Genomic DNA, 15805 nt, shown 5'->3' on the forward strand with positions numbered 1-15805 from the left:
TGACGATGTATGGGCGAGACAGGGTCGAGATAACGCCCGACACGAGTCGTACGTCAGCAAGGTGCCGACGTAAAAAGCATCAGGTCATTAAGCTGCCAGGCTGGCCAATCGTTGCGAGAAAGGCATCGAGAGGTCGCTGGTGAGAAGTCAGGGTCACCCCGGTATTGGTCACGGGGTTCCATCGACGATATTCGATTGTACTTTGCATAATCCTCCCTGATTCGCTCATGTGCAGTGGGGTGTGGCAAAAACTCCCCGCTGCTTGGGGCCGGCACGGCGATCGAATTCCCGGTGCTTGCCGAGTTCATCCGATGCCACTTGGGTATTGGCTACCACGCGCACGCGCAACGCGTTGTGTTTGCAATAAGCAAACCAGCAGTTGCGGATGTGTGAAGTGATTTTTGATGCCGTCGCTCGGATGAACGGATAAGATCTAAGCGCAAATGAGGCGTGCATTGCAAGAAACTTCTAATGGCGTCGCTGCGCTGAACGTTAAGTGCGAAGCGAACACTACCTATTGAATTTGGTGCGATGAGTAGTGCCTGCGAAGCGACGTCACGCTATGTTTCGCTTGCGCGGCAAGGATCAACTGAAACAAACTATTCATACATCGTCACTTCATATTCACACAACACTCGCACATTCTGTTTAGTCGAATGCTTTCGAGGGGATCCCGTGTGAGTAGGCAAGGCCTTTTTAATGAGATTTGTTATCAGTTCCCGTGAAAGGTCGCTCGGATAAAAAACATTGATAAGGCGTTTCTGGCGGACAATCACGTCTGCAGGCAAGTCGGTTAGCGTGCTGTTTCTGGTCAACTATTTCAGGGAGGAAATCTAGTGTCATCGAACATATCCGAAACGATCGCCCAGGTAATTACGGCATTGCCCGATCACGTGGCGATCAGCACGCCAGACCAGGATCTCAGCTATCGCGAACTCGGACATTGGGCTGCAGGTATTCAGCAGCAAGTGGCGCAGTTGGCCACCGACACTGAGGCTGCCGTACTCATTCTGAGCGCCGATGCGATGGGGGCCGCGGTCTCGATGATCAGCTTGATGGCCAGCGCCAAAGTCATGGTGCCGTTGGATATGGACCAGTCGCCCCACCGCTTGTCTCAGATCGTTGAACAGGTTAAGCCTCAGTTGGTACTGCATGACACCGAGGCTGCCAGGGTGTTGGATGCCGTCCCCGCGCTGGCTACAGTGCCCCGCTTGAATATTCAGCGCGATCAGTTATCGATCACCTCCTGCGGACAGTTTCAAGTCACCCCGCGTGATCCCGATGCGCCTTGCTACATCTACTTCACGTCCGGCTCCACCGGTCAACCCAAAGGTATCCTGGGTCGACTCAAGGGGGTCGCTCATTTTATCGACTGGGAAGTGGACGAACTGCAGCTTGAGGAGGGCGTACGTGTCTCACAGATCACGTCGCCTTCTTTTGATGCCGTGCTTCGCGACCTGTACACGCCACTCACATTGGGTGGCACCGTCTGTGTGCCATCCTCTCGCAAGATCGTGGGTGATGGCGCCGCCTTTGCCACTTGGCTTGGTAAGGCGCACGTAAGCGTTCTTCATTGCGTGCCGTCGGTGTTGCGCGTGTTGCTTCAGGCCATCAAGGCGAACGGCGCCCTGCGCCCTGCGTCGCTGCAGCATGTGTGTGTCGCGGGTGAAGTCCTGTTTCCCGCGGACGTGCAGGTGTTCAAGGAAACATTGGGCGACACGGTGTCGCTGATCAACCTGTATGGCCCTTCCGAAACGACCATGGTCAAGTTGTTCCATCGTGTGGACATGCACGCCGACTCGCGCGTATCGGTGCCGGTGGGCAAGGCGATGCCCGGTGCTCGCGCGTTGGTGATCGACTCGCGCGACAAACCCTGCGGCATTGGCATGGTTGGGGAGATCTACATCCGTACGCCTTACCGCAGCCTGGGTTACTTCAATCGCCCGGACCTGACCGCCGAAGTGTTTGTGCCTAACCCGTTGAGTGGTGATCCACTGGACCTGGTGTATCGCACCGGCGACTTGGGGCGCATGCTGGATTCCGGTGACATCGAGTTCGTAGGCCGGCGTGATCGCCAGGTCAAAATCAACGGCGTTCGTATTGAGCTGGCTGAAATTGAGAGCCTCATCCGTCTGGCCCCTGGTGTCACTGACGTTGCCGTGGTCGAGCGCCAGTTGCCTGAGCGTACGAGTGAATTGGTTGCCTATATCGTGATAGCCGAAGGCGCTGATATCGAACAGGTCCGCAGCTTTGTGCTGGAACAGGGTTCAGCCGTGATGCTGCCCCATCACTTGCTGCTTATGCCGGTTCTGCCGCGTACGGTCACAGGCAAGATCGACTATGCGAACCTTCCAGCCGTCGAATTGCTGGCAAGCGATAGTGGTGATGATGGTCCTCAGCCCGGGACGCCTCTGGAGATCGCGGTGGCAGAGTTGTGGCAGGAATTGCTGGAAGTGCCCGAACTACCGGGCATCGATGCGCGCTTTTTCTCCAAGGGCGGGCACTCGCTGCTGGCCATGCAGTTGCTGTCGCGGATCGAGGCGACGTTCGGGGTCAGCGTATCCATTCGCAACTTCCTGGACTCGCCCACCGTTCGTCATCTTGCTCAATTGGTCGAAACCGCGTTCCTTGAGGCCAGTGCGGACGACGACTTGTTCGCGCTAATGGACGAGGGGGCGTAAATGGAGTTGATCTCTGTATTTCCGACGACCTCGATGACCTCTGGCGCTTGGGTCTCGCGGATGCAGTCCGAAGGGCTGGCGACTGATGCCGTCCTGTTGAGGGCGTCCCAGCCCAAGGGCTGCCGTTGTGCGCGTTGTGGGATTTCCGATTTCGTGGACGGCATCGTGCTGGACGCGGCTGGAGTCTGTAGCGAGTGCCTGCGTTACGACACCTATCGGGATCGCCTGGCGGCCTATTTTCGGACACCTGCCCAATTGTCGGAAGTGTTCAGCGAAAACCGCGCCGTAAAGCGCGGGCCATACGATTGCCTCCTGCTGTACAGCGGTGGCAAGGACTCGACCTATGTGCTTTATCAGCTGCTGAAGATGGGGTTGAAAGTCCATACGTTCACCTTTGATAACGGCTTCATCTCAAAGCAGGCACTGACCAACATCAGCAACATCACGCAGAAGCTGGGTGTTGAACATACGACGCTTACCCATGCAAACATGCACGAGGTGTTCCGCGAGAGCCTCACCCGTCACAGCACGGTCTGTAAGGGCTGCTTCAAGGCATTGCTGGACCTGAGCCTGGAGTTTGCCGAGCAACAGGGGATCAATCTGATCGTCAATGGTTTGTCCAGAGGGCAGATCGTCGAGGAGCGGCTGAAAAAATTCTACGAACAGGACACTTTCGATTCGGGCACCATCGAGCAAGGGCTCAAGGATGGGCGACGGATCTACCACACTGTCGAAGCGTACAGCGGTTTGAATGGCGCCCGTTTCAAGGATGACAGTATCTTTGATCGCATCACGCTCATTGATTACTTCAGATACTCCGATGCTTCGAAGGAAGATATCTATCGCTGCCTGACCGATCACGACAGCTTGTGGAAAGAACCGGAAGATACCGGTTTCTGCTCATCCAACTGCCTGATCAATGACGTGGGCGTCTACGTGCATGGCAAAGAGAAGGGCTACTCCAATTATGAGGTGCCAACTTCATGGGAGGTACGCTTGGGCCATCTCAAGCGTGAAGCGGCGTTGGCAGAGTTGGCGCCAATCCAGAACGAGCGACCTGTGCTCGGCATTCTAAGACGTATCAACTATGCACCTCGCACCGGACACGCTGTAGCGGCTTCGGTTCTTTATTGCGTGCTGGCGCCCGGCAAGACGCTGGCGCAGGCGCAACAGGCGGTGAATGCCGTGCACACCGATGGTGTGCCTCCGCATGTCGTGGCCGTTTCGCATATTCCTCGCGACACCGATGCGAACGTTCAGGAAGATGCTTTGCGCCTGTTGGCCGCGGTCGTCAAGGAATCTAAGCCGGCAGTTGGCGATAAATCCACAGAGCCAGCCTTGGCGTCCGAATGGCTTGAGGCCCCGCCGCCTGCGGATTTATGGTTGCAACGCAAGATCGAATCCAGCCTGATCCTGGATAAGGCCGCATTCCGCCGCGTGATGTTGCAGTTGTTCATTCAGCACCCGGCACTGCGCAGCTCGCTGGTGGAAGTAGAAGGGCGCTGGCGCCGCGACTTTCCAATGCCTGCTGCCGGGTTGCCCTTGCAGTGGCTCGACCTGAGTCAAATCGCTGTGGACCGACGCGCAGCGGTAACGGCGGCGGCGATGGGCAAAGTGCTTGAAAAGGCCCGTGCTGGCTCCGGTGGCCCACTGGTGAACTTCCTGGTGCTTACCCATGATGAAAACGCAGGCAGCAGTCTTGTGATCACGACTCACGGGATGGTGGCTGATGATTGTGCGTGGGCGCTGTACCTGTCGGATTTCCAGGCGGCTTATGTCGCGGCGACAGAGGGCGCAACCGCTGTTCGTTCTGGCCCCGTTCGGCAGCGAGTTGAGACGCTGGCACCGCTTCAGGTCCCGCCTGGGGGGATAGCTTCTGCTGCGCGCCGCGCTGAGAGGGTTGCTACCGCGTGGCTGCCGTTCGCCGAGCCTGCGCAGTTGCTGGACGTCTTGCGCAAGCACGTTCCGGGGCACTGGTCATGGGCCTCGGATCAACTGGAGTGCAAGCGCGCTGACGACGGCCAGATCGTGGGGTCCCATTCACGGTTTGTGCCGATGAGCGTATTGCCCGGCAACGTCGGCGCCGAGCAATCGGGTGAGCAGGATTTTTGTGTACTGCTCTTCTCGGATGAAATACAGGGCAGCACGGCGCTGTTTCCCGATACGACCCAGGTCTACCGACCATTTTTCGTGGGGCAGGCCTCCTGGCTGACGATTCAGCCGGCTGACGGTGGCTTGAGCCTGATGTGGAGTGCCAACACAGACCGCGCAGATGACAGCGCACTGATGCAGGCCTTGGCCCGTCTCGTGCAGTGATGAGTGAGCGTCGCCGGTGCCTGCGATTGCGCAGTCATCGGCCTGGGCAACGTGGTTGCGTCGATAAAACGTACAAGGAAGGCAAGGATGGAATCAGGCGTCGAGGAGGCCGCCCGCGTAGCTCGGGAACAACGCAAGCAATTGTTGGATGCCATGCTGGCGAAGGGTGCATTCAAAAGAAAGCAGCTGATCCAGCCTCGTCCCGCAGGCCAAGATAAAATCCCATTGTCATTGGCTCAGCAGCGTATCTGGTTTCTCGATCAGCTTGCATCGGATCCTGCGGTTCATAATGTGCCCAATGCAACCCGGTTCTACACCGCCCTGGATATGTCAGCGCTCGGCCTTGCGATCAACGAAGTGATCAAGCGCCATGAAGTGCTGCGCACCGTTTTTGATATGCACGATGCCCAGCTCTGCCAAGTGGTTTTACCAGCATTGACGGTCGAGCCTGTGTTGGTAGATCTGACCCAGCAGCTATCCACCGAGCCCGGTAGCGCGGTGCTGTTTGAGCGTATTGACCGGGACGTGGCCAGCCCATTCGATTTGCGCACAGGGCCGCTCATCAGGGCGCATGTCTACCATTGCGGTCATGATGATTTTGTTCTGTTGATGACTGTGCATCACATTGTGTTCGATGCGTGGTCGATTGGGCTCTTGTATAAGGAAATGCTGACGATCTACCGCGCACTGCTCGAGGGCAGGGCTCACGGGTTGCCGGCGCTATCGCTGCAATATGGCGACTTTGCCCGCTGGCAAGCTGAACAGTTGGGCGGCCAATCCTGGTCCGGGCAGTTGGCCTACTGGCGTGATCAACTGGTGCAAATGCCTGAACCGCTTGAGTTGCCCTTCGACTTGTCCTCTTATGCCATGGCGGACAGCGCGGGTGCTGTGTTGCCGTTTGCTGTGGACGAGCGTGTGGCAACCCGCCTGAAACAGTTGGCTGCTGCCAACGACGCGACCTTGTTCATGGTGCTGGCCACTGCGTTTTATGTGGTGCTGCACCAATATTCCGGCCAGAGCGACATCTGCATCGGCGTTCCCGTGGCGGGCCGAGGGCGGTTGGAGTTGGAGCCGGTTATCGGACTGTTCACCAACATGCTGGTTATCAGGACTCAAATACCCGTCGATGAGACGTTCGCAGGGTTGTTGAAGGTCGTTAAAAAGAACTTGCTCAGGGCCTATGAGCATCAGGATGTCCCCTACGAAAAGCTCATGGAGTTAGCCAGCGCAGAGCGAGCCGTTGGCCCGCTTTTTCAGGTGGTATTCTCGATGCAGGGGACCGCGGAAAATGCGGCGCGCGCGCGTGTGTCTGAAAGTCAGGTGGCGTCGGTCAATTGGCATGGCAACCGGTATTCGAAATATCCCTTTTCCCTCTTCATGCAAGACACTGCCGAAGGGCTGGTAGGGTCTTTCGAGTACCAGACGTCGCTGTTTCATAAAGAGACGATGCACAACCTGTCGAGCAACTTCCTTCACCTGCTTGCGCAGATTGCCGAGTGTTAAGGGGTGCTGTGTCCTGTTGCTTGCATGGCGAGGTCAAGGATGGATATGGACAAAAAAGGAGTGTCGTGTGCGTTTAGGTGATTTGGATGTGCTCGCTCCCGCGCAGCGACAGCTTCAATTGACCGCCTGGAACGATACCTCGCGCCCCTATCCGCAAGGGTTGCGTCTGCATGAGGTGTTCGAGCGCCAGGCCAGTCAGTTTGCCGATTCGATAATCGTGGAGCACGGCGACGTTCGGCTGACTTACGCCCAGCTCAACGGTAAGGCCAACCAATTGGCTCACCGCTTGATCGAAGACGGCTGTGGTGCCGGCAGCATGGTCGGTATCAAGCTGGAGCGCAGCCTGCAGATGATCATTGCATTGCTGGCGGTCTTGAAGAGTGGTGCGGCGTATGTCCCGCTTGACCCGGCGTATCCGAGGGCGCGTCTGGACCACCTGTTGCGCCAATCCGGCGCAGCAACGGTGATCACGTCTGCCGCGCTTGCCGACAGCGACGACACCACGCTGCAGTGGGTTATCTATGACGATGACCAGCTTGGCGGCTATAGCGAGGACAACCCTGAAGTCGTTGGCGGGGAGCTCGCCTATGTGATATTCACGTCCGGCTCTACGGGACTTCCCAAAGGGGTTGCAGGCTTGCACGGTAGCATCCTCAATCGTCTTCAATGGATGTGGGAAAAGTATCCGTACGCAGTCGATGAAGTCTGCTGCCAGAAAACGGCGCTTAATTTTACCGATTCGATCACTGAGATTTTCGGGCCGTTGCTGAGTAACGTGCCTTTGGTGCTGATCAGCGATGCGCAGTTGAAGGAGCCTTTGACTTTTTTGTCACTGGTGCAGCAGAAGGCAATTACCCGCATTGTGCTGGTGCCTTCGTTGTTGAAGGTGTTACTGGCGGTGGGCGGTGCGGTGCGCCAGCAGTTCGCCGGACTCAGGTTGTGCGTGGTCAGTGGCGAGGCGCTGGATGGACAGACGCGAAATGAGTTTCTGCGTTTGCTGCCCCATGTCCTGCTGCTCAACCTCTACGGTTCCACTGAGGTCTCGGGTGATGTGTTGTTCGCCGAGGTGAATCAGATGCAGCCAGTATCCGTGCCCGTTCCCATTGGTCGTCCGATGGCGAATGTCAGGGCTTATGTCCTCGATGTGAACATGAGCCTGTTACCGCAGGGCGCGCGGGGTGAGCTGTATGTGGCGGGGAGTAATCTTGCGCTGGGCTACTTTGCCGACCCGGCGGCGACAGCCTGGAGCTTCGTGCCTGATCCTTTCTCGACAGTGCCCGGCCAGCGACTTTTCAGAACGGGCGACATGGCGCGGCTGCGAGCCGACGGGCAAATCGAATACCTGGGGCGCCGCGACTCGCAGGTCAAGGTGCTTGGCATGCGCGTGGGGCTGGGCGAGATTGAGGAATGTCTGCGCCAGTTGAGTGGCATCAGGGATGTCGTGATCGTAGCGCGGTCAAGGGAAGATGGGCATGACCTGGCGGCTTACTACACCCTCGGCGGACCATGGCCTGACAGTGTCAGCGTGCGACGCCACTTGCTCGACAGGCTGCCTTCGCACATGGTCCCCAGGTTTCTGAGTGAGTTGGAAACCATGCCTTTGCAAATCAACGGCAAGATAGATCGACATGCTTTGCCGGAACCCAGCCTGGCGCTCGCTACCCTCGATGATGGGGTTCGGCTGCCCCCGGTGGGTGAGACTCAGGTATGGCTCTGTGAGCTCTGGTCCAGGGCCCTGGGTCTTGACACGGTGGGAGTACGTGACGACTTCTTCATGCTGGGCGGTAACTCTCTGGATGCAATGAGGCTCGTCGCAGCTATCAACACGCACTGGCGTCACGCGAATATCGGGGTTCGGGATATTCTCGAACTCAGGACTGTCGAAGGGCTTTGCGCGTCAATCGAGTCGAGGTTGGCGCTTGATCCAGAGAATACTCAAAGTCAGGCCGACGAGGATGAAGAGATCCTCTGGGTACTCGATGATCTTGCTCAATGAACGCTTCACTGCCCGCCGGAAAGTGTCATGACTAATTCAGTTCTTCCTGTTGATATGGGCTCAATCGAGTTTTGCGAAGGGCAATACCTCGCTGCACGCGTCCGTGCTCTGTCTGCCCTGGCTGGAAATCCCTATGGCGCGAGTGTTCGTGAATTGGGGGAGTTGTCGGGGTGTAAGGTGATGGCGACCAAAAGCCCGATGTTGAACCGGGTTTGCGGCGATGCGGTGAAGTCGCCAGATCACTTCGCTGCGCTGGCACGTTGGTTTGCAAATGATGGCAGGGAGGTCGCTGTGCCCCTTGTGTCCGCCCGCAAGCCGGGTGGTGAGGCGCTGCAGGTCGGAGAGTGCCGGCTTACGAAAATGCGCGGTTGGACTCATGCCCAGATGGCCGCATCGGTCGATGAGTTGAAAGCGATCAAGCCCGGCGTGCAGATCGAAGAGTTGGACGTAGCGAAATTGGGCTCGTTTCTTGATATCCATGCCGCGGCATTTCATACCCCACCTGAGGAGCGCGAGATGTCACTGGCCTCGTTCGTCGGGTTGTACGAGTCGGGGCGTGCCGGTTTTTTCGTGGCTCAGATCGACGGGCGAGTGGCGGGTGCGGCACTTGTCTATTTTGCCACCAACGGCATGGCCTATCTGGGGACCGCTGCCACGGCCAAAGCATTTCGTGGGCAAGGTTGTCACGCTGCTCTGATTGCAGCGAGGATCGCAGCAGCGCGTCGGTTCGGATGTCATGGTGTGGCGGCGACTGCGCTGATGAATTCGCAAAGCCGGCGCAACCTGGAGCGCTTCGGCCTAGGCTTTTCCCATGTTCAGACGCTTTACACGGCCGCGCAAGACTGAAGCGGCCTGGGCCGTCAGTCCGCGGCCAATGCATTGACTGGGTTCAACTTGGCTGCTTTTCGCGCCGGCATGAACCCGAAGACCAGGCCGGTCAGAACGGCACAGCCGAAGGCGCTGGCGCACGCCGCCAGCGACTGCACCACCGGTACCTTCAGCCACTCCAGGGCCACAACCACGCTCGTCCCGATGATCACACCGGCGGTTCCCCCTATGGAGGTAACCAGTACGGCTTCGGTCAGGAATTGGTACAGGATATCGCGCTGTCGGGCCCCCGTAGCCATGCGCACGCCGATCTCGCGCATTCGCTCGCGGATACTCATGAGCATCACGTTCATCACCCCGATACCGCCGACGATCAGGGAGACTGCCGCCACCAGCCCGAGCATCCTGGTCATGGATTGGGAGGCAGCGGCTTGAGCCTGCATGGCGTCGATCCTGTTCCACACCTGCACATCCCACACATGACGCTGTTCGGCCAGCAGCGCCTCTATGGCTTCGGCGGTCTCCCAGGATTGCCCCATGTCCCGGATCTTCACGGCTATCCAGGATGGGTTGGGGCGGCCAAACAAGCGGGCGGCGGCAGCCGAGAAAGGCACGGTGACACGATCATCGAGATCCTGGCCACCGCTGGCGCCCTTGGGGGCAAAGACGCCGATGACTTGAAAGGGCACCTGATCTACCAGGATGTTCTGCCCAACAGGGTTTGAACCGTCCGCGAAAAGTGCCTTTTTGACCGTCTGGCCGATCATCGCGACTTTCTCGACACGGCGATCATCCTGCGCATCGATCATCGTGCCTTCAGCCATCTTCCAGTTCATGACTGAAGCGAAGCTCGGGGTGGCGCCACCCCCGTAGGTTACATGGTCCACATTGCCACGTCTGACGACTACCCGATCTTCGATATACGGGGCCACGGCTTCGACATTAGGCAGCGACTGGATAGCCTTGGCATCCTCCAGGGTCAGTGGCGCCCCTTGGGTGCGGGTGCCGGCCGCCTTGACCGACACAAACATCGTCTGAATGCCCAGGGTTTCGAACTGTGCCATGACCTGGCGTTGCGTTCCGCTCCCCACGGCGAGCATGACGATGACGGAAGCGATGCCTATCACGATACCCAGCAAGGTCAATCCGGTGCGAAACCGGTTGGTTTGCATGACACGCCAGGCGGAGCGGGCCATTTCGCCCAGATCGGCCGGCACTCGTCTGGACCGCGTCGCGTTGAGCTGCGGGCTAGGTGCGGCCGACTCGGTTTCTAAGGCGCTGGGTGGGGTATCGAGTGTATGTGCGTCGCCCGAATCTGCAACGATTTGGCCGTCATGGATTTCAATGATACGACGCGCTTGTGCGGCGATGTCACGGTCATGGGTGACGAGAATAATGGTATGGCCCGCTTCGGCCAGTTCATGCAGCAGCGCCATCACTTCTGCTCCGCTGCTGCTGTCCAGCGCACCGGTCGGTTCGTCGGCGAGGATGATACGTCCGCCATTCATCAGGGCGCGGGCAATCGCGACGCGCTGCTGCTGACCCCCCGATAATTGGCTGGGGCGATGCGCCAGGTGTGCACCCATGCCCAGCCGCTGAAGCAGGTTGGTGGATTGCTCCCGGCGTTTTTCGCGCAATTGCCCGGCGTACAGGGCCGGAACCTCTACGTTCTCCCTGGCTGTTTCGGTGGCCAACAAATGGTAGCCCTGAAACACGAAGCCAAAGCCGTCGCGTCGAAGCTGAGCCAGCTCGTCGGCGCTCAAGCCAAGGGTATCGCGCCCTTCAAATAAATAGTCTCCGGAGCTGGGCTTATCCAGGCAGCCGAGAATGTGCATCAGGGTGGATTTACCTGAGCCCGACGCGCCGACGATGGCGACAAATTCTCCCGGGTATATCTTCAGGGAGACGCCGCGCAGCACTTCGGCACAGGCAAGGCCCTGGGCATTTCGCTTCGGCGAGTCGCCATAGGTCTTGCGTATGTCGCGCAGCTCGATCAACGGTTGCGCGCGGTTACCAAGGTGCCCATCCATGGAGGTCATCCTTTTGCACCATTTTGGATAAGGCTGCCGGTGACAACACGCTCACCAGGCTGCAGTCCCTCGAGGACCTGAGCGAAAAAGCGATTGCGCGTCCCGATACGTACCTGGCGCGTTTCAGTGTTGCCATCGGCTTTCACCACCTGCGCCAGGAACAGATCAGCAGAGCCCTCTACCGGAAACAGCGCGGCAAGAGGTACCGACAATGCGTCCTTGGCCGAGGTCTCGACGAAGGTTACCTGCGCTGTCATCTGGGGCATGAGTTCGGCATCTGTGTTGCTGACGTCGAACAGCACGGTATACACCACCACCTTGTTCGCGGCGCTTGGGGTGCCCGTGGCAGCACCTGCCGCTGCAGCAGGCGGCGCGGGCAATACTTGGCGAACCTTGCTTTCCCAGCGGCGCTGGTCATTGCCGAGTGTGGTGAAGTAGGCGGCCATCCCGGGTTTGACTCTTCCCACATCCGCCTCGGAGACTTCGGACCACACTGTCATGGACGTCAAGTCTGCGATGCGCAGCACGTTGGGAGTCTGGTAGGTGGCGTTGAGCGTCTGTCCTTCGCGGGCATCCACCGACACAACCGTGCCAGCCATGGGGGCGTAGATGCGGGTGTAGCCCAGTCGCGCCTCATCGGCCTTGAGTGTGGCTTGAGTCTGGGTGATCTGCGCTTGCAACTGTTGAATGCGAGCGCCCGAGGAGGTGAGCGTGGCTTGCGCGTCTTGCAGTTCGTCAAGGCTTGAGGCACCGTCGCTGGCCAATGGCCGAAGGCGCGCATGCCGCTGAGTAGCCAGCCAGTACTGCGCGTTCTGATCGATCAGTTGGGCTTTCTGGGCTTTGAGCGAGGCGCGTCCCGCGTCAACCGAGGCTTGTTGGACACTCGGGTCGATCTCAACCAGCAGTTGTCCCTTGGTCACGACATCCCCGGCCTGGGCATGCAAGTGCATGATCTGTCCCGACACCTGTGCACCGACATCGACATACCGATGTGGCTGCAAGGTGCCTAAGGCAGTGACGCTGGTTTCGATGGTCGAGCGCGTCACGGCGACGGATGCTGGAGGGTTCGACGCTCGCTGATCCCAAGGGTGCCATGCCGCACCGCCAACCAGCAGAAGGACAAGTACGAAACCGCATGCAAACCAGCGCGCCAAGCGTGAATGACGTGGCGTGCCGACAGAAGTTCTAGAGGACATAGTGGTGGACTGCCAATGACGGCGGCGAAGAATCACGGCCGGCTTCCTTGTTCGGATGGACCCCCATCTTGAGGGCTGTTTTCTTAGTGGACACTCAGTATACTCGGCGCGACCTTTGAGCGCTCCCCACGAAGCTTATTGCAGGGAGTGCAAAAATCGAAAACGTCACATCGATATCATGGGTTTGGCCGTAGTATCTGCATGTTGCGCACGCGCAAATTATACGTCTTTTATGGCGCTGCACATTACTTTGGCTTTTTACTTCACAGGTTTTTCTATCAGAGCAAGGAGGCGCGATGGCTGCAAGTCGATTGACCAGGAAACTGCGTGGTGTTGATGAGGATCAGACTGCTGTTGCATCGGATCTTATCGCTCTAATTCGCAGCGCAAATACAGAGGGGATCGAGAATCTCGATCTAGTGGGCATGGAATTTCCTGAGGTGGTGCTCGATGGCATCAGCCTGAAGTTTGCCGATCTGTCGTCTTCCAATCTGGAGGGTGCGCTTTTCTCTGGTGCCGTCCTCAGCGGCGCCTGGCTCGAGAAGGCAAGGCTCGCTCATGCCAATCTTTCCGGCGGACAATTTCTCGGGACCAGTTTCCAGGGCGCAGACCTTCGCGGGGCGACGCTGGAAGGCGTCTCGCTGGAAGGTGGAAACTTCATCAATGCCGTTCTTGTTGATGCACGTGCCAAGCGCGGCGAGTTCAATGTGACCAACTTCAAGGATGCCGATCTGTCCGGCGCCGATTTCAGTTTTTGCACATTGAACAATTGCAATCTAGGTGGGGCTGATCTTCGCGGTGCCAACTTTGAAGGCGCTCGATTGAGCAATACCAACGTTCAGGGAAAAACACTGGATGGGGCGATCTTTGAGAATGCCTATCTGGGGGAGTGCCTGGCGTCAGATGTGGATTTCAGAAAGGTCAATCTCAAAGGGGTCGACTTCAGTTATGCCAACCTTGCAAATGCCAACTTCTCAGGGGTAGACCTGACAGGCGCCAAGTTTATCGAAGCCTCATTGAAGGGCGCGGATCTGCGTGGTGCGATATTGACCGATGCGGACTTCACGCATGCGTCGATGAAAGGTGCATTGAAAGACGACTGAGTCTGGACCTGTCACCAGGCGGCTTAAATGCCCAGGCGCGCCGCGCTGGTGATGCCGACACCAAGGTTGGAGGCATGGCAAATGGATGAGCATAGGAAAAGCACTTTGGACTCAGGGTTGATGGGCCCGTTGTTGACACCCGACTGGATCGCAGCCTGCGAGGAACTCGACGTACAGTTGGCCGACGTTGCCGAACCGGATCTGGCCAGGCTGGCTTTCAGGTTGATGGCTGCAATGTATTGTCGGGATCTCAAGACACTGCCTTCGTGTGCTCCGACTCAGGCATTGGTCGAGCAGTGTGCTCAGTTGGTAACACCGTTGTATCGGCCAGAACCAGATCTGGTTCGCACTATCTACTTTCCCACGCGTCCCGGTGATGTACCGCAGTTCTATGGAATTATCGCGTTTTGCGCGTTCTGGGCGTTGATAAGCCGTTACGAAGGGCCGGTTGCCTGGTTGTCATTTCCCCTTGGTTTACTCGGTGACAAGGTGCATGGGGAAGTGTGTGAACTCATTGCCTGTGTGGAGCGCACCCGACTTCGGGCTGGAGCGCTGGCAGGGTCCAACAGGCCCGTGACGATCAGCTTCGAAGATGAGTCGGCCTCCCTGAGCATGTTTCATCTGGGGCGTCGCTGCCCTCCTGCCTGGGAGGTGCTGGCAAACGAGCCTATGGCGACGGCGTTCGGGCTCCCGCTTGTCTGTGTGCCAAGCCGCTCGGTGGCTCAGATGAGAGTGTCGCGGACGTCTTGGGGAAATGTCGTCGGGGTATTCTGACGGTGGTAGGTTGTATTGCAGCGTAGTCTGGCAAGGATGCATGAATGACGATTTCAAATCAGGATATTTTCGATGCCGAGTTGCGACTTGAGGGTGTTGTCCGGAAGACGCCGGTCCTGCGCAGCAGCAGCCTTGATCGAATGATCCATGGTAACGCCTTCATCAAGGCAGACTCGCTGCAATGGGGAGGCGCGCTCAAATATCGCGGCGTGATGAACAAGTTGTTTGCCTGCCCAGTGCCACCCGGCACTACGATAGTGGCGTATTCCTCAGGTAATCATGCTGTCTCTGTGGCGATTGCTGCTCGCCAACACGGTCTCGTAGCGATACTCGTGATGCCCCATGATGCGCCTGCAATCAAGATCGAACGGGCGAGAGAGCAGGGTGCAGAGATTGTTTTCTACGACCGGACCCATACCGATCGAGTCGCTCTGGCACAACGCTTGTGCAACGACGCCCAAGGCGTGCTGTTCCCGCCTTTCGATGATGAGGACATTATCTGTGGCCAGGCAACGGCAACGCTCGAACTGATCCGTCAGTGTCGAGAGCAGGGGAGTGAGCTGGATCACATCCTGATCCCATGCGGTGGAGGCGGGTTGCTCTCGGGAGCCGTGCTGGCCGTCCGGGCCGCTCGCTCGAATGCCAGGATATGGGCGGTTGAGCCCGAGGGGTTCGACTGCATGCGTCGATCCATGGAGGCCGGGTGCAAGATCGAAAACCGCTTGGGCGAAGGGTCAATTTGTGACGCGCTCATGGCCCGCGCACCTGCCGATATCACGCTTGAATTGGCCTTGGAAGGCCGGTGTGGATCGTTAAGACCAGATGATGAGACGGTACGCAAGGCAGTTGCCCATGCGTTCTCCGAGCTTAAGCTGGTCGTTGAGCCGAGCGGTGCGATTGCGCTGGCGGCGGTCATGTCTGCTCCCGAATTGTTTACGGGAGCCTCGGTAGGTGTGGTCCTGTCGGGCGGAAATGTCGATGCGTCGGCATTCGCTGAAATCATTGCGCTTGAGGCGCATCTCTCATCAAGCTGACGTGCTCCGGATCCGTGATTGACGCCGCTGCTGGTGCGTGCTGACAACTACGCGTTGGCAAATTTCTCGTTTTTTTGGCCTGTCGGCCATTCTCTTTTTGTCTGGAGTCCCCTGTGCCTGCTGAAGGTTCAAACCGCCCGCACGGTTCGCCGCTGGATATCTTGCGTGTGCTTGAAGCCGCCAATATACGGCTCACACTCACCCCTGCTGGCCAGCTCAAGGTGCAGGCGCCAAGCGATGCCATGACCGAGCCTATGCGGGAGCTGATCGTGACCAGCAAGCGGGCATTGATCGATCTGCTGAAGAGTTTCAACGGCGCAGGGACAATCCCAAGAGTGGCGGAT

9 protein-coding genes are annotated in these 15805 nt (G+C 58.2%); 7 read left to right on the forward strand and 2 right to left on the reverse strand.

Annotated elements, in window-relative coordinates; genetic code table 11:
* The first annotated feature begins 836 nt into the window (after positions 1–836).
* The 5 genes from J3D60_RS00670 to J3D60_RS00690 all read left to right on the forward strand — a co-directional run bounded on the left by J3D60_RS00670 (position 837) and on the right by J3D60_RS00690 (position 9342).
* Positions 837–2681 (forward strand): non-ribosomal peptide synthetase, encoded by a 1845-nt coding sequence (locus J3D60_RS00670; RefSeq protein ID WP_253488693.1) that lies wholly within the window; start codon positions 837–839, stop codon positions 2679–2681.
* Positions 2682–4997: a 7-cyano-7-deazaguanine synthase gene (locus J3D60_RS00675; RefSeq protein ID WP_253488695.1), complete on the forward strand. Its 2316-nt coding sequence runs from the start codon at positions 2682–2684 to the stop codon at positions 4995–4997.
* A gap of 87 nt (positions 4998–5084) precedes the next feature.
* On the forward strand, positions 5085–6500 hold the full coding sequence (locus J3D60_RS00680; protein WP_253488697.1) for a condensation domain-containing protein: 1416 nt from the start codon (positions 5085–5087) through the stop codon (positions 6498–6500).
* Positions 6501–6567: 67 nt separating this feature from the next.
* Entirely contained in the window at positions 6568–8496 is a 1929-nt protein-coding gene (locus J3D60_RS00685; protein WP_253488699.1) for a non-ribosomal peptide synthetase, read from the forward strand.
* A 27-nt stretch (positions 8497–8523) separates the two neighbouring features.
* On the forward strand, positions 8524–9342 hold the full coding sequence (locus J3D60_RS00690) for a GNAT family N-acetyltransferase (protein ID WP_253488701.1): 819 nt from the start codon (positions 8524–8526) through the stop codon (positions 9340–9342).
* Between the two features lie 14 nt (positions 9343–9356).
* Here the strand turns inward: J3D60_RS00690 and J3D60_RS00695 are convergent, their stop codons facing one another.
* Both J3D60_RS00695 and J3D60_RS00700 read right to left on the reverse strand, forming a co-directional pair.
* Positions 9357–11354 carry an ABC transporter permease gene (locus J3D60_RS00695; protein ID WP_065939531.1) on the reverse strand — a complete coding sequence of 666 codons (1998 nt, stop codon included), beginning with the start codon at positions 11352–11354 and terminating at the stop codon, positions 9357–9359.
* A gap of 5 nt (positions 11355–11359) precedes the next feature.
* Positions 11360–12400, reverse strand: coding sequence for an efflux RND transporter periplasmic adaptor subunit (locus J3D60_RS00700; RefSeq protein WP_253488703.1), 1041 nt, complete (start codon positions 12398–12400; stop codon positions 11360–11362).
* Positions 12401–12846: 446 nt separating this feature from the next.
* Here J3D60_RS00700 and J3D60_RS00705 point away from each other — a divergent pair, with 446 nt between their 5' ends.
* The gene (locus J3D60_RS00705; protein WP_065939532.1) at positions 12847–13653 is read left to right on the forward strand and encodes a pentapeptide repeat-containing protein; all 807 of its coding nucleotides are present in this window, start codon (positions 12847–12849) and stop codon (positions 13651–13653) included.
* 818 nt (positions 13654–14471) lie between these two features.
* A complete protein-coding gene (locus tag J3D60_RS00710) occupies positions 14472–15461 on the forward strand; it encodes a threonine/serine dehydratase (protein ID WP_253488705.1) in 990 nt (329 codons plus the stop codon).
* Positions 15462–15805 lie beyond the last annotated feature (344 nt).

The sequence above is a fragment of the Pseudomonas sp. S3E17 genome, assembly GCF_024168685.1.
Classification (GTDB): domain Bacteria; phylum Pseudomonadota; class Gammaproteobacteria; order Pseudomonadales; family Pseudomonadaceae; genus Aquipseudomonas; species Aquipseudomonas marginalis.